This window comes from Paraburkholderia agricolaris, assembly GCF_009455635.1.
GTDB lineage: Bacteria > Pseudomonadota > Gammaproteobacteria > Burkholderiales > Burkholderiaceae > Paraburkholderia > Paraburkholderia agricolaris.
Genome location: NZ_QPER01000002.1, coordinates 103,877 through 128,106 on the forward strand (window position 1 = coordinate 103,877; position 24,230 = coordinate 128,106).

The following is a 24,230-nucleotide window of genomic DNA, read 5'->3' on the forward strand; positions in this document are numbered from 1 at the left end:
CCTCGCGCGCCGGTGGAATCAGATCAGTTGCTATTGGCGCTGTCGCCCGGTGCGTAATGCATCACGGGCGCAACTTGCTGGCTGTCGGCAGCAAGGCTGGCTTGCATGTTCTGGGTAATGGCGTCGGACGCGGCAGCGGGGGCGGCTGCGAGGGGTGCCGATGCGTCAGGCATGCCGGCTGCGGGGACCATCGTGGTGCCTGGTGCGGCAGCGTTGTTCGCGGCGGTTGGCGATGAGGACGTTGAAGACGTTGAAGACGTCGAGGCCGAAGCGGAGTCGTCGGCGCCACAACCGCTTAACGCGCAAGTTGCGAGCGCAACTAGAACGACGCCGGCGAGGCGAGTGTCTGTTCTCATGTCTGCATCCAATTTGTGGCGGCGGATGCAGTCTCCAATCCTTTCGAGAAATAATTGTGAAACGTTTGCGAGTGAATAAGGCTTATTAAATTCGTCAGTTAGACGAAAGGAAATGGAAAGCGATAAGCAGGAGAATGGTCACAGTGACGCCACGCGCCTGAAGTCCAGGCACACCGAATGAATTGCGGTTTGCATAACCCGGTACGCGCATGACACACATCGACAGACCTTTCGACATCACGCGTCTCGAAGACGAATGGCTCGAAGCAGACGGTTTCGGCGGCTTCGCCTCGGGAACCGTGGGCACGCTGCGCACGCGTCGCTATCACGCGTTGCTGCTCACGGCCACGCGAGCGCCTGGCGGGCGCGTGGTGCTCGTCAACGGAGTCGAAGCGTGGCTCGAAGCGGACGGTAAGCGTTACCCGTTGAGCATGCAGCGATACGTGCCAGACGTAATCTATCCCGATCTGACGACAAGTCTTCTTGCGTTCAATACCGAGCCGTGGCCCACGTGGCGCTTCCAACTTGATCCGCAGCGCGTGGTGACGGCCGAAGTATTCGTGAGCAAGGCGACGCGCGAAACGGTTTTGCGCTGGCGGCTGGAAGGATTGGGCGGTGCGTCTGCTTCTGGCGCGTTCACTCTGAAAGTGCGGCCTTTGCTTTCCGGCCGGGATTACCACGCACTGCACCATGAGAATCCCGCGTTCAACTTCAACGCGAGGACGAGCGACAACCCGGCCTGCGTGAGTTGGCAGCCCTATGGCGACCTGCCGGCCATCAACGTCGTAACGAACGGCGCCTACACGCACGCGCCCGATTGGTACCGGAACTTCTGCTACGTTCGCGAGCGCGAGCGTGGCCTTGATTTCAGCGAAGACCTCGCCACGCCCGGCGTGTTCAGCTTCAATCCCGTTGATGGCGAAGCGGTAATGATCCTCAGCGCGTCGGTCGCGTCCTCAGGGTCGGCAACGGTGCCGGTCAGCACCGAACCTGCTGCCGCCCACGCAACTGAACTCGCGCGCGTCGAACAGCAGCGCCGCAACGCACTCGGCTCACGTCTGCAGCGTTCGGCCGATGCCTACGTCGTCGCGCGTAACGAGGGCCGCACGATTCTCGCAGGCTTCCCCTGGTTCACCGATTGGGGCCGTGACACCTTCATCGCCATGCGCGGCCTGCTGATCGCCACGGGCCGTCTCGACGAAGCCGAAGCGATCCTGCTCGAATGGTCGGGCACCTTGTCCGCCGGCATGCTGCCGAATCGTTTTCCCGACTATGGCGACACGCCGGAATACAACTCCGTCGATGCATCGTTATGGTTCGTCGTCGCCGTGCACGACTATCTGGCGACGAACCACGCGAAAGCCGACACGCGAACGCGTCTGCGGCAGGCCGTTGAAACCATCCTCACGGGCTACACGAACGGCACGCGCTTCAACATCAAGGCATCTGCCGACGACGGTCTTCTGAGTGCCGGTGTCCCCGGCGTGCAACTCACGTGGATGGATGCCAAGGTCGGCGACTGGGTGGTCACGCCACGCATCGGCAAACCCGTGGAGGTGCAGGCGCTCTGGATCAACGCATTGCGCATTGCAGCAACGTGGAATTCGCAGTGGCGGGCGCCTGCGGAGCGAGCGTCACAAGCGTTTCATGAACGGTTTTCCGATCCGTCGACACAAGCGCTTGTCGACAACGTCGATGTGGATTTCGTCAAAGGTGCAGTAGATCGCTCAATCCGTCCGAACCAGATTTTCGCGGTAGGCGGTTTGCCGTTTCCGTTACTCGAAGGCGCGGCGGCGCGCGCCGTGGTCGATCAGGTCGAAGCTCACCTGCTCACGCCGCTCGGCCTCAGAACGCTCGCACCGTCCGATCCGGCCTACCGTGGGCACTACGGCGGCACGCCGCTTGAGCGCGACGGCGCCTATCATCAAGGGACGGTCTGGCCATGGCTGCTGGGCCCGTTCGTCGAAGCCTGGTTGCGGGTTCATGGCGACGAGCCGGATGCCCGCGCACAAGCCAAAGCGCGCTTTCTCGACCCTCTGTACGCGCATCTCGATCACGCCGGCCTCGACCACCTGTCCGAAATCGCCGATGGCGACGCACCTCACACGCCCGCCGGCACGCCGTTTCAGGCGTGGTCGCTGGGGGAGTTGCTGCGCATCGAAACCCTGCTTGTGCGGTTGGAGCCCACCGCCGCGTAAACCGCGCTACGATGTGTATCCCACCGCCAGGCCCGACGCAAGGACATATTCATGCCACCGCTGCGCGCTGCCAATCTGCTCGGTACGATCGAAGGTACCCGCCTGCACTCCGCCGACTGCCCCCGTTGGCAGCGCTGGGGGCCGTATCTCAGTGAGCGTCAGTGGGGCACCGTGCGCGAGGATTACAGTCCGGACGGCACCGCCTGGGACCACTTCCCGCACGATCACGCGCGCAGCCGTGCCTACCGTTGGGGTGAGGACGGCATTGCCGGTTTCGGCGACGACAAGCTCAACTGGTGCGTGTCGCTCGCGCTGTGGAACCGCAAAGATCCGATCCTGAAGGAACGCCTGTTCGGGCTCACCAACGCGCAGGGCAACCACGGCGAGGACGTGAAGGAGCTGTACTTCTACCTCGATGGCACACCTACGCATTCGTACATGCGGATGCTGTACAAGTACCCGCATGCTGCCTTCCCATACGACGACCTGGTTCAGGAAAACGGGCGGCGCGGCGGGGACATGCCGGAATACGAAATCCTCGACACCGGCGTATTCGACGATTTACGTTACTTCGAGGTGCAGGTCGAATACGCGAAACACGCGCCCGACGACATCCTGATGCGCGTGACTATCGAGAATCGCGCGGACGAGCCAGCCTCGCTCGATGTGCTGCCGCAAATCTGGGCGCGCAATTCGTGGTCGTGGAAAGAGAACAAGGACAAGCCGTCGCTCGTTGCGGGCCAGGACCACGACGGCGCAGTGCAGGTGGTCGGCCGTCAGCATGGCCATGAACCGATCGTCGTGACGGCGTGGTCGAAGGACGCGCCGCATATAACGTGGCTGTTCTGTGAGAACGACACCAACGTCAAGCGCCTGTTCAATATGGACGGCACCGGGCCGTTCAAGGACGGCTTCAACGACTACCTGATCCACAGCGACGAACAGGCGGTACGCCGCGACGCCGGCACCAAGGCGGGCGCGCACGCGCCGATCGAACTGGGCCCGCATGGCCGTGCGGTGGTGTACATGCGCTGGCGTCCGCAGTCGAGTCCCGATGACGCGCAACTCGATGCGGATGCGGTGTTCGCCCGCCGTATCGCCGAGGCCGATGAGTTCTATGGCGCGTTGCAGCATGAGATCGCCGACCCCGACGCACGCCTTGTGCAGCGTCAGGCGCTCGCCGGCATGTTGTGGTCCAAGCAGTACTACCAGTACGACGTGCAGCGCTGGCTCGAAGGCGACCCGCTGCAACCCAAACCGCCTGAGTCCCGCAAACACGGCCGCAACGTGGATTGGCGGCATTTGTGCAACGCTGACATCGTGTCGATGCCTGACAAGTGGGAATACCCGTGGTACGCGTCATGGGATTTGGCGTTTCATGCCGCCGCATTCGCGCTGATCGATCCCGCGTTTGCCAAGCGTCAATTGCTGCTGCTGGTGAAGGATCGCTATCAGCATCCGAACGGCCAGATGCCCGCCTACGAATGGGCGCTCGGCGACGCGAATCCCCCTGTGCATGCGTGGGCTGCCTGGCGCGTGTACGAAATCGACCGTGCGCTCACGGGCAAAGCGGATCGCGATTTTCTGGAGCTCGTGTTTCACAAGCTGCTGCTGAACTTCTCGTGGTGGGTGAACCGCAAGGATGCCGACGGCCACAACATATTCCAGGGCGGTTTTCTCGGGCTGGACAATGTCGGCATTTTTGACCGCTCGTCGCCGCTACCCACCGGCGGGCATATCGACCAGGCGGACGGTACGGCCTGGATGGCCGCGTACGCGCTCGACCTGATGCGGATCGCGCTCGAACTCGCGTATGCGAACCATGTGTTCGTCGATATCGGTGTGAAGTTTTTCGAGCACTTCCTGTATATCGCCGAAGCCGTGAGTTGCGACGACGGCTGCGATACCGGTCTCTGGGACAGCGAAGACGAGTTCTTTTACGACAAGCTGCGCCTGCCCGACGGCAGCAATATTCCGATGCGCCTGCGCTCGATTGTCGGCCTGATTCCGCTGTTCGCCGTGCACGTGCTCGAAGAACGTTTGCATGGCCACTTGCCGGGTCTGCGCGAGCGGCTCGTCTGGTTCCTCGAACATCGTCCCGATCTGGCGCGGCTGGTTTCGCGCTGGGACGAGCCTGGCAAGGGCAACGCGCTGCTGCTCTCGCTGTTGCGCGGGCATCGGATGAAAGCCTTGTTGCGCCGCGCGCTCGACGAGAGCGAATTCCTTTCCGATCACGGCGTGCGGGCATTGTCGCAATTCCATCGCGACCATCCGTTCGAGTTCAACCACAACGGCACCAGCGTCACGGTCCGCTATCTGCCGGCCGAATCCGACACCCGTGTGTTCGGCGGCAACTCGAACTGGCGCGGGCCGGTATGGATGCCGGTGAACTATCTGCTGATCGAATCGCTGTACGAATTTCATCGCTACTACGGCGACGATTTCCGCGTCGAGTATCCGACCGGGTCGGGGCAGAAGTTCTCGCTTAGCGAAATCGGCGACGAACTGGCACGCCGGGCAACCACGCTGTTCCTGAAGGACAAGAATGGTGAACGTCCGGTGATGGGCGCCTACCCACTGCTGCAGGCGGACCCGCGTTCGCGCGATCTCGTGCTGTTCCATGAGTATTTTCATGGCGACAACGGGCGTGGCGTGGGCGCTTCGCATCAGACCGGCTGGAGCGGGCTGGTGGCGTTGCTGCTGCAACCGCGAGCGATGGGCGCGTCGGGTAATGTCCCGCTTACCGGCGACCCGGACCAGGCGCCGGTGGGGGCTTCGGCGTCTACCCTCGCAAGCCCGCCTGAATCCGCGCCGGAACCGGTCGTGACCAAATAGCGTGTGGGCGAGTACGGGGCGCCGGGCAGGTTTAGTCTTTGTTTTTGAACTGTGTGGGTTCAAGCGTGGTCTGTCATGTACTGCCACGTCCGTTCCATTGGCTTCCTTAAGTGAATCCCATGTCGACTACACCGAACACCTCAACTTCCGCCAGCCACGAACCCAGTTGCAAAGTCAGCGCGGGTCCGCATGAGGGACCGTCGTCGCCGGCCGGCAAACGGCCTGCGCCGCCTTGCACGCTCGTGATCTTCGGTGCGGGCGGCGATCTGACCAAACGGCTGCTGGTGCCCGCGCTGTACAACCTCGCAGTCGATGGCCTGCTCGACGACGGCATGAAGATCATCGGCGTGAATCACGGCGAGCGCGAGACAAGCGTATGGCGCGAGGATCTGCACAAGTCGCTGCAGCAGTTCGCCGCCGACAAAGCCAGCACGTTCCACGCCGGCAAGCTCGACGACAAAGCGTGGGACTGGGTCGCGCAACGGCTCGAATACATGGCCGGCGAATTTGAAACCGACGACACGTTCACGAAGCTCAAGCAGAAGCTCGATCAAGCGCCGGGCGGCAACGTGATTTTTTACCTCGCGGTCAGCTCGCGCTTTTTCAAGCCGATCGTCGAACATCTCGGCAACGCCGGTTTGCTGAAAGAAGCCGACGGCGGCAGCGGCGGCTTCCGCCGTATCGTGGTCGAGAAGCCGTTCGGCACCGACCTTGCCACCGCGCGTGATCTGAACGCGCACATTCTGTCGTACGCAAACGAGTCGCAGGTGTATCGCATCGACCATTTTCTCGGTAAGGACACCGTGCAGAGCATTCTCGCAGTGCGCTTTGCGAATGCGTTGTTCGAACCGATCTGGCGGCGCGAATATATCGACAGTGTGCAGATTACCGCGGCCGAAACGATCGGCGTGGAGGGGCGCGGCAAGTTTTACGAGCAGACCGGCGCGTTTCGCGACATGCTGCCGAACCACCTGTTCCAGTTGCTCGGCATGGTCGCGATGGAACCGCCCAATTCGTTCGATGCCGAAGCCGTGCGCGACAAGAAGGCCGAAATTTCCGACGCGATCCAGCCGCTGACCGCCGCCGACGTCGTCTTCGGTCAATACGAAAAGGGGCCGGCGGGCGTCGGCTATCGTGAGGAACCGGACGTTGCACCAGGCAGCACGACGGAAACCTACGCCGCTGCGCGCGTGTACGTCGAGAACTGGCGTTGGGCGGGTGTGCCTTTCTATCTGCGCACCGGCAAGCGGCTTGCCGCGCGCCGCACGGAGATCTCGGTGCAACTCAAGCCGGTGCCGTTCCGTCTGTTCCGCGACACGCCGGTCGATGCGCTAACGCCGAACGTGCTGACCTTGCGCATCGATCCCGCGCACGGCACGAGCTTCGACTTCAACGTGAAGACGCCGGGGCCGCTGATGCAGATCGGCGCAGTTCAATCGTCTTTTGACTATGCCGATTTCTTCGCGGAAAAAGCCAACGTAGGCTACGAAACGCTGCTGTACGACTGCATGCTCGGCGACGAGACGCTGTTCCAGCGCGCCGACAGCATCGAGACAAGTTGGGCCGCGGTGGACGATGTGCTGCATCCGAAGACCGGCGGCGCGATGCCTGTGCATGGTTATCCGGCCGGCAGCGAGGGGCCGGCTGAAGCAGACGCGCTGCTCGCGCGCGACGGCCACGCATGGCGGCCTTTGAAGCGGGATGCAGTGGAAAAGAAGTAAATCGTGAAACGCACCAACACAACCGGGGGTACCGTGGCCACACGTAAGACGAAAGTAAAAAGCAGTACCGAGCGGATTCTGGCGATCGATGTCGGTGGCACGGGCCTGAAAGCCGCGATCATCGATGCGGACGGACAGATGAAAACCGAGCGCTTGCGCGTGGCGACGCCGCATCCTTGCACGCCCGATCAACTGGTGGATGCGTTGGCCAAGCTGGTCGAGCCGCTTGTCAAAGAGGCGCCGCCTACACTCATGTCGATCGGTTTTCCCGGTGTGGTGCGCAACAACCGCATTCTGACGGCGCCGCACTTTGGCGTTGAAGGCTGGCACGACATTCCGTTAGCGGACTCGCTGGCGCAACGCCTGGGCGGTTTGCCGGTGCGAATGATCAACGACGCCGAGATGCAGGGCTTCGCCGCGATCGAAGGACACGGACTCGAGTTCGTGCTGACGCTTGGCACAGGCGCGGGCACGGCGCTGTTTCGCGACGGCGAGTTGATGCCGCACCTCGAGCTTGCGCATCATCCGGTCAGCAAGAAGGGCGTTGCGTATGACGAGTACATCGGCGACGCGGCGCGCAAGAAGGCGGGGAATAAGCGCTGGAATCGACGGGTCGAGAAGGTGATCGAGATTCTCGATTCGCTGGTGAACTACGACAAGCTGTGGATTGGCGGTGGCAACGCGGCCCGGCTGAACTTCAAATTGCCCGCGAATGTCGCGACCGTGTCGAACGACGCGGGGATCGAAGGCGGCGCGCGCCTGTGGCATCCGAAGTCGTTGCGCGAGACGCGGCAGTTGCCGGAGGCTAATGCGCGGACCGGCCACTTCAAGTGAAACGGGAGACGCTCAGCGATGATTCGACTCAATGACGCCAGCGATCTGCGACGCCTGCTCACAGCCGGTATGTGCGCCGCGCTGGTTCTAGTTGCGGCAAATGTCCGGGCGGCGGATGGTTTTGCGCTGTCGTCGCCAGGTTTGGCCGATGGCGGCACGCTGGATTCGAGCCACGCGGCGAGCGCGAACAATTGCGGCGGCGGGAACGTGTCGCCGGCCTTGCAATGGCGGAACGCACCTGCCGGCACGAAGAGTTACGCGGTCACTCTTTTCGATCCGGACGGCGCGAAGGGATTGGGAATCGTGCACTGGGTGTTATATGGCCTCGCGCCTTCGGTGACCGGATTGGGCAGCGGTGCTACGCCGCCGGCAGGGAGTGTGGCCGGAACGAACCGGACTGGCGGTCCGGGATACTACGGGCCATGCCCGCCGGTCGGCGATGTGCCGCATCATTATGTCGTGCAGATTTATGCGCTTGACCTACCGCCTGATGCATTGCCGGCGGGATTGACGCGAGACGCGTTGCAGGCGGCTATGAAGGATCACGTCCTGGCTGCCACCAGTACGGTATTACGATACGGACGGTGATTTCTGTTGCCTTCGCGGCGGTCGGCCGGACCAGCGGACCAGCGGACCAGCGGACCAGCGGACCAGCGGACCATTGGACAAGCGGACAAGCGGACAATCGACCGACGCCGTCAAAGCTTACGCATTACCTCGCCGCATCGCCCCAGCGATATTCCAGCGTGGCCTCATCAAGCTGCGCTTTGACTTGTGCGTCGAGTACAAGCTCCGAAGCCGCCAGCGTATCGCTCAACTGCTCAGCGCGACTGGCGCCGATAATCGCCGAGGTAATCAGCGGATTCGCCAGCACCCATGCAAGCGAAACCCGGGTCAACGACTCGCCCGTCGGTGCCGCAATCGCCTTCAGTTTTTCGATCGTGTCGAACTCGCGTTTGTGCCAGTAGCGCTCCTGGTACATCGCCCCCGCTTTGCCGACGGTTTCAGTAAAGCGACCGGAAGCAGGCGCTGCATCCACCCGATGCTTACCTGTCAGCAAACCACCTGCGAGCGGGTTGTACGGCATCACGGCCAATTGTTCTTCGGCCGCCAAAGGCAGCAACTCCCGCTCGATCTGCCGGAATAACAGGTTGTAGCGCGGCTGTACCGATACGAACCGCGCTGCGCGCAACACATCGGCGCGACCCAGCGCTCGCGCCAGCCGATAGGCCAGGAAATTCGACACGCCGATGTAGCGTGCCTTACCCGATCGTACGATCATGTCCAGCGCCTCCAGCGTCTCGTCGAGCGGCGTAGCCGCGTCGTCGGAATGGAGCTGGTACAGGTCCACGTAATCGGTGCCGAGCCGCCGCAGCGATGCGTCGATGGCATCCAGCAGATGTTTGCGCGACGCGCCTTGATCCCATGCCGATGGCCCCATCTTGCCCACCGCCTTGGTCGCCAGAATGAAGCGGTCGCGTTTGCCTTTCAGCCAGCGCCCGACGATTTCCTCCGTGCGTCCGGCAATGTTCTCGCCGCCGCCGAGCGGATAAACGTTGGCGGTATCGATGAAGTTCACGCCGGCGTCCGCCGCCGTGTCGAGAATGCGATGCGAGACGTCTTCTTCAGTCTGCAGGCCAAAGGTCATCGTGCCGAGGCACAGGCGCGAAACGGTCAGGCCAGTGCGGCCGAATTTGCGGTATTGCATGTTCAACTCCGAGGCAGGACGGTTGCGGGTTGCAGTGTTGCAAAAAGGATAAACGGTGTGGCGATTTCGCGTTCGATCACCCGCGCATGCGGGCGTGATAAGTCGTCAGTATTTCGAAAGTTTACCGTCCGATGAACTGCAAGCATCGCCTTGTAATAAAAGGCCAGATATTACAAGCGAGTAATAAATAGCTGACGACGTCACATTGAAAATTACGAATGCCATACGTAGGTAATAAAACGAAATAATTCGATTACACCAGGTAAGCTTCGACGCGATTGATGGGTTTTTATGCGTATGGAATGATATCGATTCTCATTTAACCACTAGCCAGCCATCGCGTCGTCTTTGCTCTGAGCAGGAGACCGGCAGCCAGCCAATTGCGGTTTTGTCATTGATTCCATGCTGAGCATGCGGATCGGGCAAGCGCACTTCTGACCGGATTTCCCCATGTTCAATCACACGCCGCTCGCGACTGCGTTAGCGCTAGCTTTTGCCGTGCCATTCGCCACGCCCGCAGTCGCGCAGACCGCGCCGCAAACCGCATCGCAGCCGTCGGCTCAAAACGCAGCGGCGAATACGGTGGCCGATAACGCGACCTTGCCGACCATCGGCGTGGCGGCGCAAGCTGAACAACAGGACTTCCAGGCAGAACGTTCGACGGTCGGCGCAAAGACGCCTACTGCCTTGCGCGATATTCCGCAGACGGTGACGGTGATCAATAAGTCGGTGCTCGCCTCGCAAGGCGCCACGTCGTTCCAGGATGCGCTGCGCAACGCGCCGGGCGTGACCATCGGCGGCGCTGAAGGCGGTCAGATTGGCAACAACATCAATCTGCGTGGCTTCACCGCGCAGAACGACATCTATCTGGACGGGTTCCGCGACCGTAACCAGTACTACCGCGACACCTTCGACCTCGAAGAACTCGAGGTGCTATATGGGCCGTCGTCAATGTTGTTCGGCCGTGGATCGACGGGCGGCGTGATCAACCAGGTCAGCAAGAAAGCGAATCTGAAAGACTCTGCGGAAGTCACGGGCATGATCGGCACCGACGATCGCTACCGCAGCACCGTCGACGTGAACCATAAGCTGACCGACACCTCGGCGATCCGCCTGAATGCCTTCGGCCAAAGTCTCGGCTCGACGCGCGACGAGATGAAGAACAAGGACTACGGTATCGCGCCGGAAGTGCGTTTCGGCATCGGCACGCCGACCGAAGTGACGATCTCCGCGCTGATCCAGCACAACTACGACATGCCCGACTACGGCGTGCAGGCGTTGAACGGGCATCCTTCGCCGGTGCCGAAAAATACCTTCTACGGCCTGACCACCGACCGCACGATTCAGGATGTCCAGACCTTCACGGCCGGTATCAAGCACAAGTTCTCGGACGACCTCACGCTGCAGAACCAGACGCAGTTCTCGCACTCGCTGACCGATGCACGCGAAACCGCGCCGCAAGCGGTGCTGACCGGGCCGCTTGCCAGCAGCACCGCACTGACCAACGGAAATTACACGACGTTGTCGCCGTCGCAACTGTTCATCAAGTTGCAAAGCCACGACCGTGTGATCGAGAACCACTCGCTGTACAACGACACGACCCTCGAATACAAATTCAACACCGGCCCGATCAGGCACGACCTGATCGCCGGCGTCGAACTCGGCCACGACAGCTATTCGAACCAGGCGTACACGCGGAATAACTTGCCGGTCGTCTCGATGGTGGATCCGGCGTATCTGTCGTCGCCCGCGGGCGTGACCACCACGGTCGGCAACTACGCGAATTCCGGTTCGAACGAGATCGCCGGTTACGTGAACGATACGGTGTCGATCGGACAACACTGGAAGGTGATTGGAGGTTTGCGCTGGGATCGCTTCCAGGCACAGATTCACAACTCGATCACCGCGCCGCTGTACGCGAGTCAGACCAACTTCTTCACCAGTGTGCGCGCCGGCGTGATTTACCAGCCGGCCGACTGGCAGTCGTACTACGTGTCGTATGGCACGTCATTCGACCCGTCGCTTGAAGCGTTGACGGTGACCAACCTGACGCAGAACCTCGCGCCGGAGTCGACCAGATCGTATGAAGTCGGCGGCAAGTGGGACCTGCTGGGCGGCAATATCTCGGTGACCTCCGCGTTCTTCCGCGAGGAGATGACCAATGCCCGCACGCAAGTTTCGCCGACCGAATACGAACTCGACGGTGACATCCGCGTCGACGGATTCCAGGCCGGCGTGACGGGTCACATCACCGACAAGTGGCAGATTTTTGGCGGCTACACGTATATGGACGCGATCGTGCTGAAGGCGCTCGACGGCACGCAAGGGCACACACCGGCCAACACGCCGCGCAACACGCTGACGCTCTGGTCCACCTACGCGATTACGCCGCACTGGGAAATCGGCGGCGGCCCGACCTATATGTCGCCGCGCTACGCGTCGAACACGAACTACGTGCAGGTCCCGGGCTACACCCGTTGGGACGCGACCGCCGCGTATCACGCGAAGAAATACGATGTTCGGCTGAATCTGCTGAACCTGACCAACAAGATGTATTACGACGCGCTCATCCAGTCGGACGGTGGCCGTTCCGTGCCGGGTATCGGACGCACGTTGCTGGCAACGGTCGACTACCGGTTCTGAAGCATGCCTCATTGATACGGTAGGCTTGCCGCTTTCGCAAACGGCAGGCCGACGTGACGAGGCCAGGGAAACTCAAGATGCTGCTGCACATTCCGAATGTACTGAACGCCGAGCAACTGCGCCTTGTGCGCGAACGGCTCGATAGCGCCGGCGACGCATGGGTCGATGGCCGTGCGACCGCCGGCTACCAGGGCGCGCCGGTCAAACGCAACCAGCAGATCGCCGAGCATTCGCCGATCGCGCGTGAGCTCGGCGATGTGATTCTCGCGTCGATCGAGCGCAACCCGCTGTTCATCAGCGCGGCGTTGCCGAACCAGGTGTATCCGCCGCTCTTCAACCGTTACGAAGGCGGCATGCAATTCGGCAGTCACGTGGACGGCGCAGTGCGGGTGTTGCCCAACGGCGTGAAGCTGCGTACGGACGTGTCGGTGACGTTGTTCCTCTCCGAACCCGGCGAGTACGACGGCGGCGAACTCGTGATCGAAGACACCTATGGCGTACAGCAGGTCAAACTGCCGGCGGGCGACATGATCGTCTATCCGGCCACCAGCCTGCATCAGGTCACGCCGGTCACGCGCGGCGCGCGCCTTGCCAGCTTCTTCTGGGTGCAAAGCCTCGTGCGCAGCGACACGCAGCGCGCGCTGCTATTCGATATGGACACGGCGATCCAACGTCTGAACGCCACCCAGGCCGACGATACCGCGCGTCGCAGCCTGGTCGGCTGTTACCACAACCTGTTACGTACCTGGAGTGAAACGTGAGCGTCCCGGAGGTGATTGATTTCCAACCGGCTGCGGCCAGCGGCGCTGTGGCGAGCGAACCGCAGCGGCTCGACCGCGACGAATGGAAAGCGCGGCAGCAACGCTCGCGCCGTGCCACCTTCATCAAATGGCTGCGCAAAGTGCATGGCTGGATCGGTTTATGGGGCGCGGCGCTCGGCTTGTTGTTTGGCACCACGGGCTTTCTGCTGAACCATCGCGGCGGCCCTCTCAGGGTATCGACTGGCGAGCCGCAGGTGTCGGTCGTGCAGGTGCCGTTGCCACAACCGGCGCCGCCAACGCCGCGCGAACTCGGCAAGTGGCTCAAGCAGGAACTGAAACTGGCCGGCAACCCAGGGCGCGTGCAGAAAGAGCCCGCGCATCCCGTCGCGTGGGGTGAACGCAGCATGGTGCAACCCGAACACTGGCAGCTCAACTTCGCGTCGCCGCATGAAAACACCGCCGCCGAGTATTGGGTCGGCAACGGCTACGTAACGGTCAAGCGCAGCGAGAACTCGTTTCTCGCGACGCTCACGAATCTGCACAAGGGCGTCGGTTTGAGCGTGGGCTGGGTGCTGCTGATCGATACGCTGGCGGGCAGCATCATTCTGCTGTCGCTCACCGGCGTGCTGCTTTGGACTGAGTTGAACAAACGCAAAACCGTCGGCGCGGTGCTGGTGATCGGGTCGATCGTCGCCGCGGTGTGCATGGGGCTGAGCTAGACGGCGCTGCGGCAGGCGCTCGCGCATCCAGCATCCTGCCCGCCCGCCAGCGAGAAAACGGGTACTCGCGCTAGAATCTTCGCAGACCACCAAAACTGTTGGCCCTGCCGAAATTCTGCCAATGACGATATCCCCCAATCAGGTCGACGCCGCGCTGATCTCGCGGCGTTCGATCCGCGCCTTCCTGCCCACGCCGGTTGCGCGCGCCGACATCGAAGCGATTCTCGAAGCGGCCAGCCGCGCGCCGTCGGGCACCAATACCCAGCCGTGGAAGGTGTATGTGGTGACGGGCGAGTCGCTTGCGCGACTGTCGCAGGCCCTGGTAGCCGCTTATGACGATCCCCAGCGCGATGCGCTGTATCAGGAAGAGTATCGCTACTACCCGCGTCAATGGGTGTCGCCGTATATCGACCGCCGTCGCAAGATCGGCTGGGATCTGTACGGCTTGCTCGGCATCGAAAAGGGCGACAAGGCGCGCATGCATGAACAGCATGCGCAGAACTACCGCTTCTTCGGTGCGCCGGTCGGCCTGTTCTTTACGATCGAGCGGGTGATGGAGCGCGGCAGCTGGCTCGACTACGGCATGTTCCTGCAAGCGATCATGACGGCGGCGCGCGGGCGTGGTCTCGATACCTGTCCGCAGGCCGCATTTACGCCGTTTCACAGCGTGATTGCCGGGCATCTTGGCCTGCTGCCCGAAGAGCAACTGGTGTGCGGCATGTCGCTCGGTTTCGCCGACGAAAGCGCGCTGGTCAATACGCTGCGCACCGAGCGCGAACCGGTTGAGCGGTTCACGCGATTCCTCGATTGATCCCGATTGACGGGCATCCCCACTTCTCATCGGACCACAATGAAAACCTCACGCCGCGATTTTCTGATGCTGAGTGTGGGCGTGAGCTCATCGCTCATGCTGTCCCGCGTCGCATTCGCCGACACCGCGAACAGATTGAGCGAAGCCGATCCGAAGGCACAAGCCGTCGGCTATACCGAGGACGCATCCAAGGTCGATAAGGCGAAATTCCCTGGCTATGCCGCCGGACAAACCTGCGCTAACTGTTCGCTGTTCCAGGGCAAAGCCACGGACGCCTATGGTGGCTGCACGCTGTTCGGCGACAAGCAGGTCGCCGCGCACGGCTGGTGCAGTTCGTATTCGAATATGTGACCGCGCAAGCGGTAGGTGCGATTAAAAAACGCGCTGACTCTAGTTCAGCGCGCTCAGTACCAGGTCATGCGAATGACCGATCCATACCGCTGCGTCGCGGTGATCGCGTAAGGCGTCGCCCGTATTCGGGTGCAGAAAAATATCGAGCGCGCCGTGATTCAGTGTGAGCCAGCCGACGAGTTCGGCGAACTGGTCTTGCGCGAACGCGAGCTGATACGACCACATGGGATGCGGCCCGACCGGGCGTTCGTGAAATCGGCCTAATTGCAGCTTGTCGTTCCAGTGCGCTTCGATCTGTTCGCGAAAGGCCCACGCGGCGTCGCGGCTGCCTGAATCGAAGTAAACGTGGGCGTGCCAACTCTGGATGGCTGAGGTGTCGCGAAAGGTCATAACCAGGTCCGTTGCGGTTCCGTTTTTATCAGACACTCATTCTGCTTGAGTTTGCGCTGACGCGTGCGGCATGCACCTCATGTGAAACTGTATTTCGTCTTCATTGACAATGTCGAAGCCGAGGCGTTGATAGAGACGTCTCGCGGGATTGCCTTTGAGCACCTTGAGCGTGACCGGCAATACGTCGGCCTGCGCGGCCAGCAAGACTGTCCGCAGCGCTCGCTCGCCGATGCCGCGCCCTTGATGTGCCGGCGCAATCTGCAACTGCACGACGACCCACTCGGTCTCGGTGCGATACGCTTTCAGCAAACCAACCGGCGCGCTGTCGAGGCAGATCACGCGCGCCGCATCGTAGCGGTGGCGCAGGCGCGCGCGATGCTGGGCATCGTCGATGGGCTCGCCGACCTGCGCCAGATGCTCGGTCATGGTGGCCTTGCGCAGTTCGAAGAGAAAGTGCTCGTCGGCTTCTAACGCTGGGCGCAGGGTAAGGACGGGTTCTTGAGCGGACATGCGAAGGACGTCTCCGGCGCGTGGGTGGCGAATTGGAACGGTCGTGAATTGTCGCGCCAGCCGCGCTTTTTTGCCATGCATTGATGTTTCGACCCCTCAATATGGTGGTTCACGTCTGAAGAAATCGCGCGCTGTGCCGATTCGGCAAACTGGGCAGCCATTTCCCCTCGTTTCGCGCAATTGCATTCGTGCTCGCTCACATAAACTGTTTTCCATGGAGCGACAAGTCACCGCGCCCATCGACGCGGTCTTCCCCCGCGTTGTTTTGAACCGTACCGTTGATGGCAGTTTGCCGCGGTTGTTTAACGTGGCAGGGCAGTAAAGCAGTAGGAAGTCGAAGCAATGCAAACAACGCGCAGTTGCAGTATCCATGCGCGAATCAGCAGGGGGTTGCAGCGAGGTGATGTTGATGGCGAGGGACCGAGCTGTAACGCAGTAGCAGTGCAAGTAACAATGCAGCAGCAGTGCGAGCAACAATGTAGTAGCAGCGTAAGCAGCAACAGCTTTGTTTTGTTAGTTTATGGTGGGTTTAGGTCGGCAAGCATCCACGCGCCTGCACGACTGTTCCATCCTGTCAGACCCTGTTCCTTCGCGGGAACAGGGTTTTTTTTCGTCGGTGCGGAAAATGTGACTTGTATTTAGCCCGTCCGAACCTATATGGCAGCGTTGCATTTCGGCGCGGCCGTAGCGGGAAGTCTGCTCGCGCGCGGCGAGATGTCACGCGCAATCGAGACTTTAAGTTGTTTAAGTCTGTCTTAATAGTTGCTTGCCATGATGGCTACACAGACTCACATTAAGGGCCTGTCAAGCCGCCGGCGCATCGGCGGCGTTTGCCACCGGAGACCACATCATTCGGTGGCAAAGCCGAGAGTTAGCGAAGGAGGTTGAATCGATATGTCCAGTAAATCGCGAGTCCGCAAGCACACCCAGCCGGCGATGTCCCCGCTGCTGCGCGCGCTAACCTTTAGCCGCACCGCCCACGAACCGGTCACCACGGCGATGCTCCTGCAGTGCTACACCGCTCTCGATGCGTTCCAACGCGGCCGGGGCTCGCGGGATTTGCACCTGACCTTGAGCCGGCATTTGCTGGTGTCGCAAGAATTGGCGCGTCTGGGTCTCGGCGAGGACGTTCTTGCCGATATCGAGAGCGCGCATGCGGCCATGGTTCAGCTCGACACGCGTGAGCACCAGGACGGTGCCTGGAAGTTGCAGGACGGCGAATACGCCCGTCTCTGCACGGCGCTGGCCATTCTTGATGGACAACTGTCGGCCGCATCGTTGAGCGAGATCGCGAACGCGGAAGCGAAGATGGTCGAAGGGCTGATGAGATCGGCTCGCGCGCAGGCGATTGTCGAAGCAGTGGTTTAAGCGGGCATCAGCCTGACCTCGCAGCGCCGCAGTGACTAACGCGGACACAAAAACGCCCGGAAACGGGCGTTTTTTCTACTTCAGCGCAAGTTTTGCTGTCCGCAAATCCGCAGCATCCGCGACGCACCTGATTAAAGCGGCGCGGCTATAATCTCCGTCATGAAATTTCTGCGGACTTTGCTCCTCCTGTTGCTGTGCGCCGCGCTGCCCATTAGTGGGCTGGCGGCCAGCGGCTTGACGGGAGATTGTCCAATGCAGATGAGCATGAACGCCGGAGAGGGCGATTCGATGTCGGCTGACATGCCCGGCTGCGAGTCCATGCATTCATCGCAGAGCGAAAAGGTGAAGAACTTTTTCTGCAAGGTAACGGCGCAATGCCAGCTTGGCAGTCTGTATCACCCGGTCTCTCCGACCGGGATAACCCGGCCTGCCGGGTTATCGAGTACCGTTGTCTTCCACTACACGCAGTCGCTGCCGGTCCGTGAGCCGTCCGGCTTGTGGCGGCCTCCTCGCACTCTCTAATCCCTTGCTGACAGGTTCACCGCATTTGCGGTGAGGTCGTCCTGCGTCCAGGACGTGGACTCCCTTTGGGAGTTCGCCGTTGGGGTTAGAACATGCCATTCATTTTTCGCACGCCGTCAAACCGGCGTGCACCACTGCGCGCGCGCTCGCTTTTCGCCGCACTGATTCTCGCGAGCGGCGCGGCGCACGCTCAGGAAACAAGCTACACGCTCGATGCGGCGCTGCAGGCCGCAACCGACCGCTCTTCCGCCATGGGTGCCGCACAGGCATCCGTGCGCGCCAGTTCCGACGCTGCGGTGCGGGCCGGGCAGTTGCCCGACCCAATGCTCAAAGCAGGCATCGACAACCTGCCGGTGAACGGAGCGCAGCGGTACACCATCGGCCAGGACTTCATGACGATGCGCCGCATCGGCATCGAACAGGAATGGGTATCCGCCGATAAGCGCCGCCAGAGTTCGGCCCGCGCGAACGACGTGGTGGACCGCGAGCGCGCCGGATATCTGGTGCAACTCGCGAACACGCGGCAGCAAACGGCGTCGGCATGGCTGAACGCTGTCTATGCCAGGCAGGCGCTCGCGTTGCAGCAGGATTTGCTGCGCCACATGGAGCATGAACTGGAGGCGACAAAAGCCTCCTACCGTGGAGCCAGGGCAACGGCGGCCGACGTCGTACAGGCGCAGGCGATGCTCGCGCAGACGCAGGATCAGCGGCTCAAAGCGCAGCAGACCTTTCAGACCGCTCTGATCGGCCTGTCCCGCTGGACTGCCACACCCGTTGCCGATGTGAGCGGCGATCCACCCGCGCCGCAATCGTACGTCGCGTCCCTGTCGCCTGAGGCGCTTCGCGACGTCCAACCGGTGCTCATTGCCGCGTCACGGGATATCGCAGTTGCCGACGGCGATACGGCCGTTGCTAACAGCGACCGCAGTCCTAACTGGACGTGGGAAGTCTCGTATCAGCAGCGCGGCGGCCAGTACTCGAACATGGTTTCGGTCGGCGTCAGCATTCCCTTGCCGATCAATCGCAAGAATCGCCAGGATCGCGACGCCGCGGAGAAGGCGGAACTCGGCACCAAAGCGCGGCTGATGTACGAAGACGCGCAGCGGCAAGTCGAAGCGGATATCCGCACGCAGTCGGCAACGCTCGCCAGCGGCCGCGAGCGCATCACCCAGCTCACCGACTTCCTGCTGCCCGCAGCGGATCGTCGCGTTCAGCTTGCGGCGGCGGCCTATCGGACGGGCAGCGGGTCGCTCGCGGACGCGTTTGCCGCCCGGCGTGCGCTACTCGACGCCCAGCTACAGCTGCTTGATCTTCGGCGCGAGGTGTCCCAGACATGGGCCCAGCTCGAATACCAGGTGGTGCCCGCGTCGATGTCCGTCAGCCAGTGAAGGAGAACACCATGCAAAAGAAACAACGGGTACGCGCGGTCCTCATTACGTTCGGCGCCGTGGTTTTGTCAGGCGCAGGCTACGTGGCCGGCGCGCGTCATGCCGCGAAGGCGGGTTCAGCTTCCGTTGCCGCGATGTCCGTGACGTCTGCAGCGGGCGACAGGATCGATCCGAAGACAGGGCGCAAAGTGCTGTACTGGCACGATCCGATGGTCCCGAATCAGCATTTCGACAAACCGGGCAAGTCGCCCTTCATGGACATGCAACTCGAACCCGTGTTCGCCGACGATGCGGGCGTGAGCGGCATCAAGATCGACCCCGGCTTGCAGCAGAGCCTCGGCATTCGCTACGCCACGGCGCGACGGCAGGACATCGCCGAAGGATTCGATGCCGTCGGGACCACGCAATTCGACGAATCGCGCGCTGACGTCGTGCAGTCGCGCGTGACCGGCTACATCGACCACCTGTATGCGAGCGCACCGATGCAGCGCATTGCGAAAGGCGCGCCGATCGCATCGCTCTTTGTGCCAGATTGGCTGGCGCCGCAGGAGGAGTACCTGACGCTCAAACGCAGCGGTATGGACAGCAGCATGCTCGACGCCGCGCGCGCGCGTATGCGGGCGATGTCGATTCCCGACGATGTCGTCGCGAATCTCGACCGGACCGGCAACGCGCAGACGCATGTCGTGCTGAGCTCACCCGAAACGGGCGTGGTCAGCGAGTTGAACGTTCGCGATGGCGCGATGGTGACGCCTGGGCAGACGCTCGCCAAGGTCGCGGGTCTCTCCACGTTATGGCTCATCGTTGAGATACCGGAATCTCTGGCGCTGAGCGTGCAGCCCGGCATGACCGCGGATGCCGCATTCGCGGGCGATCCCTCCCAGCATTTCAAAGGGCGGATTCGCGAAATCCTGCCGGGCATCAACACTAGCAGCCGCACCTTGCAGGCTCGTCTCGAGATCGACAATGCCGCGTTCAAGCTGACGCCCGGCATGCTGATGCGTGTGCGGGTCGCCGCGCAAAAACCGGCTTCGCGCCTGCTTGTCCCGTCCGAGGCGGTGATCGCGACCGGCAAGCGCACGGTCGTCATTGTCAGAAACGCGGACGGGCGTTTGCAGCCGGTGAGTGTCACGGTCGGCAAAGATGTCGGCGAACAGACCGAAGTGTTGAGCGGTCTGACCGACGGCGATCGGGTCGTAGCATCCGGCCAGTTTCTGATTGATTCGGAAGCCAGCCTGAAATCGGTTCTTCCCCGTCTGGAGGGGAGCACAAACGCGGACCCGGTTGCGCCCGCGTCAGGCCCCGCCACGACCGATGCATCCCCAACCTATGAGACCACCGGCAGGGTCGAAAAGGTGACAGCCGACGACATCACGTTCTCTCATCAGCCGGTCCCTGCTTTGGGCTGGGGCAAGATGACAATGGCATTCGGCAAACCATCGCCGACGGCCTTCCCGGACGCAAAGCCCGGTGAGATGGTGCACTTCGCGTTCCGGCAGACGGACAGCGGCTACCAGCTGACGACGGTCGAACCGGTAGGAGGCGCCAAATGATCGCGCGTGTGATCAGGTGGTCTATCCACAACCGTTTTCTGGTGCTGCTGGCCACTGTGCTCGTGACAGTGTGGGGCATCTACTCGCTGACCCAAACGCCGCTCGATGCGCTGCCCGACCTGTCCGACACGCAGGTCATTATCAAGGCCTCGTACCCGGGCAAAGCACCACAGGTCGTCGAGGACCAGGTGACGTATCCGCTCACCACCACACTGCTGGGCGTGCCGGGCGCGAAAACCATTCGCGCGTATTCGTCATTCGGCGATGCGTTCGTCTATGTCCTGTTCGACGACAAAACCGACCAGTATTGGGCGCGTTCGCGCGTACTCGAATATCTGAACCAGGTGCAAAGCAGGCTGCCACCAGGCGCGACGGTTTCGCTCGGCCCCGATGCAACCGGCGTCGGCTGGGTCTACGAATACGCACTCGTTGACCGGAGCGGACAGCACGACCTGGGACAGCTTCGCGCGCTCAACGACTGGTTCCTGAAGTTCGAACTGAAGTCCGTGGCCGATGTATCCGAGGTCGCGAGTATTGGCGGCATGGTGCGCCAATATCAGGTTGTGCTCGATCCGGACAAGCTGCGCGCGTATGGCATCACGCAGGCGATGGTGGCCGATGCATTAGGCAAGGCGAATCAGGAGTCGGGCGGGTCTGTTGTCGAGATGGCCGAGTCCGAATACATGGTGCGTTCGTCCGGCTATCTGCACACGCTTGACGACTTCCGTCATGTCGTCCTGCGTACGGACGAAGCGGGCACACCCGTCCTGCTAGGCGATGTCGCGCGTATTCAGATCGGACCCGAGATGCGCCGCGGCATCGCGGAGTTGAATGGCGAGGGCGAAGTCGCGGGCGGTGTGATCGTGATGCGCTCCGGCAAGAACGCGCTGACGACGATCGAAGCGGTGAAGGCGAAGCTCGCCGAACTGAAGCGCTCGCTGCCCGCTGGCGTCGAAATCGTCACGACGTACGACCGCTCGCAACTGATCGAACGCGCGGTGGACAACCTGAAAGACAAGCTCGTCGAGGAATTCATTATCGTCGGGCTTGTGTGCGCGGCCTTTCTATTTCATCTGCGCAGCGCGTTCGTCGCCATCCTGTCGCTGCCATTGGGCGTGCTCGCCGCGTTCATCGTGATGCGCTATCAGGGCGTGAACGCGAATCTCATGTCGCTCGGCGGCATTGCAATTGCCATTGGCGCGATGATCGATGCGGCCATCGTGATGATCGAGAACGCGCACAAACATCTCGAAGCGTTCGAGCACGCGCATCCCGGCAGGACGATGACGTCCGCTGAACGTTGGGAGCTCATTGCCACATCGGCCGCCGAGGTCGGGCCCGCGCTGTTCTTCTCCCTGCTCGTCATCACGCTGTCGTTTATCCCGGTGTTCTCGCTCGAAGGCCAGGAGGGCAAGCTGTTTTCTCCGCTGGCCTTCACCAAGACCTACACGATCGCCGCGGCGGCGGGGTTGTCGGTGACCCTGGTGCCGGTGTTGATGGGGTTGCTGATCCGCGGCCGTATTCCGCACGAGAGCGCGAACCCTATCAATCGCGTGCTGATCCGGTTGTACCGGCCGTTGCTGGAGGCGACGTTGCGTCGCCCGTGGTTCGCGATCGGTCTGGCGGTGGTTGCGCTCGCCGCGTCCGTGATTCCACTGTCGCAACTCGGCGGCGAATTCATGCCGCCGCTCGACGAAGGCGATCTGCTGTATATGCCGACGGCGCTGCCTGGCATCTCGGCGGAGAAGGCGAGTGAGCTGCTGCAGCAGACCGACCGGCTCATCAAGACTGTCCCGGAAGTGCAGACCGTGTTCGGCAAGTCCGGCCGCGCCGACACGGCAACCGACCCCGCGCCGCTCGAGATGTTCGAGACCACGATCCAGTTCAAGCCGCGCAAAGAATGGCGGCCCGGCATGACGCCGGAGAAGCTGGTCGACGAACTGGATCGTACCGTCAAAGTACCGGGGCTCTCGAACGTGTGGGTTCCACCGATTCGCAATCGCTTGGACATGCTGTCGACGGGTATCAAGACGCCGGTCGGCGTCAAGATTTCGGGTCCCGACCTTGGGCAAATCGACAAGCTTGCCGCGCAGGTCGAAGCGGCGGTCAAGACCGTGCCCGGTGTGACGTCGGCGCTGGCTGAACGGTTGAACGGCGGCAGATATATCGACGTCGATATCGACCGGCTGGCGGCGGCGCGTTACGGCCTGGCTGTTGCCGACATTCAGTCGATCGTGTCCACGGCGGTCGGCGGCGAAAACGTCGGCGAGGTCATTGCCGGGCGGGAGCGTTTTCCGATCAACATCCGCTATCCGCGCGAGGTCCGCGATTCACTCGAGAAGCTGCGTGAGTTGCCCGTCGTGACGGAGCGTGGCGCGCAAATCCGGTTGTCTGACGTGGCGCACATCACGATTGCCGATGGGCCGCCGATGATCCGCAGCGAGAACGCCCGGCTTGCTGGTTACGTGTATGTCGATATCCGCGACACGGACCTGCATTCGGCGGTGCAGGCCATGCAGCGCGCGGTCGCTGAGAAGGTGACGCTTCCCGCGGGGTACTCGATTGCATGGTCCGGCCAGTTCGAATATCTGGAGCGCGCGGCGGCGAAGTTGCGCACGGTGATCCCGGTGACGCTGGTGGTCATTTTTGTGCTGCTCTTTCTGACGTTCAACTCCGTTGCCGACGCGCTGCTGCTGATGTCGACGGTGCCGTTCGCGCTGGTCGGCGGCTTCTGGTTCATCTGGATGCTGGGCCATGCCGTGTCGGTCGCGACCGCTGTCGGATTCATCGCGCTCGCGGGTGTGGCTGCGGAGTTCGGTGTCGTGATGCTGCTTTACCTGAAGGGCGCATTGAATCGGCGACTCGACGCAGGCGAGCCGCTGACCGAAGCGTTGCTTCTCGACGCGATCCGCGAGGGGGCGGTGCAGCGTGTGCGTCCCAAGGCGATGACGGTCGCCGTTGTGCTTGCGGGTCTCGTCCCCATCATGGTCGGACGTGGTGCCGGCTCGGAGGTCATGCAGCGCATCGCTGCACCGATGGTCGGCGGGATGATCACGGCCCCCCTTCTTTCGATGCTGGTTATTCCCGCAGCGTGGTTTCTGCTGCAACGCCGCCGCGCGAAGCGTCTGCCCGACGCGCGGCTTCCTCACGCAGTACCTTCCGGCACAACCGTGCCATCTACTCAGACTGGAGAAATTTGATGAAGAAATTGATCGTTGCGTTTGCGGCGCTTGCTAGTGTTGGCGCGCTTGCTGCGTCACCTGCATTTGCGGGTGACGATATGGCGGGCATGAACATGTCGACGAAACCGGCGGCTTCCGTGGAGTCGCCTAACGCGGCGTTGACCGACGCGGAGGTGAGGAGGATCGACCCGGCCTCCGGAATGGTCACGCTGAAACACGGTGCGCTGCGCAACGTGGGGATGCCGGCCATGACCATGGCCTTCAAGGCGAAGGATGCCTCGATGATCAAACAGATTCACGAAGGCGACAAGGTCAAGGTCCGCATTGAGGACGTCGACGGCACGCTGACTATCGTGAAACTGGAAAAAGCGTCGTGATGG

At 62.0% G+C, this 24,230-nt stretch carries 20 protein-coding genes; 16 read left to right on the plus strand and 4 right to left on the minus strand.

Annotation, left to right across the window (positions count from 1 at the left end):
* Positions 1-23 precede the first annotated feature (23 nt).
* Positions 24-356 (minus strand): hypothetical protein, encoded by a 333-nt coding sequence (locus GH665_RS21780; RefSeq protein ID WP_153138785.1) that lies wholly within the window; start codon positions 354-356, stop codon positions 24-26.
* 209 nt (positions 357-565) lie between these two features.
* Between GH665_RS21780 and GH665_RS21785 the strand changes: the two genes are divergently transcribed.
* The 5 genes from GH665_RS21785 (at position 566) to GH665_RS21805 (ending at position 8,532) form a co-directional block, all read left to right on the plus strand.
* Positions 566-2,554 (plus strand): amylo-alpha-1,6-glucosidase, encoded by a 1,989-nt coding sequence (locus GH665_RS21785; protein ID WP_153138787.1) that lies wholly within the window; start codon positions 566-568, stop codon positions 2,552-2,554.
* Positions 2,555-2,605: 51 nt separating this feature from the next.
* Positions 2,606-5,389, plus strand: a complete 2,784-nt coding sequence (locus tag GH665_RS21790) for an MGH1-like glycoside hydrolase domain-containing protein (protein WP_153138789.1) — start codon at positions 2,606-2,608, stop codon at positions 5,387-5,389.
* A 119-nt stretch (positions 5,390-5,508) separates the two neighbouring features.
* Positions 5,509-7,110 (plus strand): glucose-6-phosphate dehydrogenase, encoded by a 1,602-nt coding sequence (gene zwf, locus GH665_RS21795; protein ID WP_153138791.1) that lies wholly within the window; start codon positions 5,509-5,511, stop codon positions 7,108-7,110.
* A gap of 33 nt (positions 7,111-7,143) precedes the next feature.
* Positions 7,144-7,944 carry an ROK family protein gene (locus tag GH665_RS21800; protein ID WP_153142226.1) on the plus strand — a complete coding sequence of 267 codons (801 nt, stop codon included), beginning with the start codon at positions 7,144-7,146 and terminating at the stop codon, positions 7,942-7,944.
* Between the two features lie 18 nt (positions 7,945-7,962).
* Entirely contained in the window at positions 7,963-8,532 is a 570-nt protein-coding gene (locus GH665_RS21805; RefSeq protein WP_153138793.1) for a YbhB/YbcL family Raf kinase inhibitor-like protein, read from the plus strand.
* 124 nt (positions 8,533-8,656) lie between these two features.
* Here the strand turns inward: GH665_RS21805 and GH665_RS21810 are convergent, their stop codons facing one another.
* Positions 8,657-9,652: an aldo/keto reductase gene (locus GH665_RS21810; RefSeq protein ID WP_153138795.1), complete on the minus strand. Its 996-nt coding sequence runs from the start codon at positions 9,650-9,652 to the stop codon at positions 8,657-8,659.
* A 450-nt stretch (positions 9,653-10,102) separates the two neighbouring features.
* On the opposite strand from GH665_RS21810, the gene GH665_RS21815 reads away from it, so the two are divergent.
* From GH665_RS21815 to GH665_RS21835, 5 genes are all read left to right on the plus strand, one after another.
* Positions 10,103-12,295: a TonB-dependent receptor gene (locus GH665_RS21815; protein ID WP_153138797.1), complete on the plus strand. Its 2,193-nt coding sequence runs from the start codon at positions 10,103-10,105 to the stop codon at positions 12,293-12,295.
* A 77-nt stretch (positions 12,296-12,372) separates the two neighbouring features.
* Positions 12,373-13,056 carry a Fe2+-dependent dioxygenase gene (locus GH665_RS21820; protein ID WP_030099359.1) on the plus strand — a complete coding sequence of 228 codons (684 nt, stop codon included), beginning with the start codon at positions 12,373-12,375 and terminating at the stop codon, positions 13,054-13,056.
* A complete protein-coding gene (locus GH665_RS21825) occupies positions 13,053-13,775 on the plus strand; it encodes a PepSY-associated TM helix domain-containing protein (RefSeq protein WP_153138799.1) in 723 nt (240 codons plus the stop codon). The genes GH665_RS21820 and GH665_RS21825 overlap by 4 nt, the downstream gene beginning before the upstream one ends.
* 121 nt (positions 13,776-13,896) lie before the next feature.
* Positions 13,897-14,586, plus strand: a complete 690-nt coding sequence (locus tag GH665_RS21830) for a nitroreductase (RefSeq protein WP_153138801.1) — start codon at positions 13,897-13,899, stop codon at positions 14,584-14,586.
* A gap of 39 nt (positions 14,587-14,625) precedes the next feature.
* Entirely contained in the window at positions 14,626-14,937 is a 312-nt protein-coding gene (locus GH665_RS21835; protein WP_028195892.1) for a high-potential iron-sulfur protein, read from the plus strand.
* A 39-nt stretch (positions 14,938-14,976) separates the two neighbouring features.
* Here the strand turns inward: GH665_RS21835 and GH665_RS21840 are convergent, their stop codons facing one another.
* Positions 14,977-15,327 carry a DOPA 4,5-dioxygenase family protein gene (locus tag GH665_RS21840; protein ID WP_106356221.1) on the minus strand — a complete coding sequence of 117 codons (351 nt, stop codon included), beginning with the start codon at positions 15,325-15,327 and terminating at the stop codon, positions 14,977-14,979.
* Positions 15,328-15,363: 36 nt separating this feature from the next.
* Positions 15,364-15,837, minus strand: a complete 474-nt coding sequence (locus GH665_RS21845) for a GNAT family N-acetyltransferase (protein WP_153142227.1) — start codon at positions 15,835-15,837, stop codon at positions 15,364-15,366.
* 894 nt (positions 15,838-16,731) lie between these two features.
* Between GH665_RS21845 and GH665_RS21850 the strand changes: the two genes are divergently transcribed.
* From GH665_RS21850 to GH665_RS21875, 6 genes are all read left to right on the plus strand, one after another.
* A complete protein-coding gene (locus GH665_RS21850; RefSeq protein ID WP_153138802.1) occupies positions 16,732-17,205 on the plus strand; it encodes a hypothetical protein in 474 nt (157 codons plus the stop codon).
* A gap of 159 nt (positions 17,206-17,364) precedes the next feature.
* On the plus strand, positions 17,365-17,727 hold the full coding sequence (locus GH665_RS39140) for a hypothetical protein (RefSeq protein ID WP_153138805.1): 363 nt from the start codon (positions 17,365-17,367) through the stop codon (positions 17,725-17,727).
* A 92-nt stretch (positions 17,728-17,819) separates the two neighbouring features.
* Positions 17,820-19,115, plus strand: a complete 1,296-nt coding sequence (locus GH665_RS21860; protein WP_153138807.1) for a TolC family protein — start codon at positions 17,820-17,822, stop codon at positions 19,113-19,115.
* A gap of 11 nt (positions 19,116-19,126) precedes the next feature.
* A complete protein-coding gene (locus GH665_RS21865) occupies positions 19,127-20,668 on the plus strand; it encodes an efflux RND transporter periplasmic adaptor subunit (protein WP_153138809.1) in 1,542 nt (513 codons plus the stop codon).
* Entirely contained in the window at positions 20,665-23,868 is a 3,204-nt protein-coding gene (locus GH665_RS21870) for an efflux RND transporter permease subunit (protein ID WP_153138812.1), read from the plus strand. Before GH665_RS21865 ends, GH665_RS21870 begins: the two co-directional genes overlap by 4 nt.
* Positions 23,868-24,227 (plus strand): copper-binding protein, encoded by a 360-nt coding sequence (locus tag GH665_RS21875; protein ID WP_153138814.1) that lies wholly within the window; start codon positions 23,868-23,870, stop codon positions 24,225-24,227. The genes GH665_RS21870 and GH665_RS21875 overlap by 1 nt, the downstream gene beginning before the upstream one ends.
* Positions 24,228-24,230 lie beyond the last annotated feature (3 nt).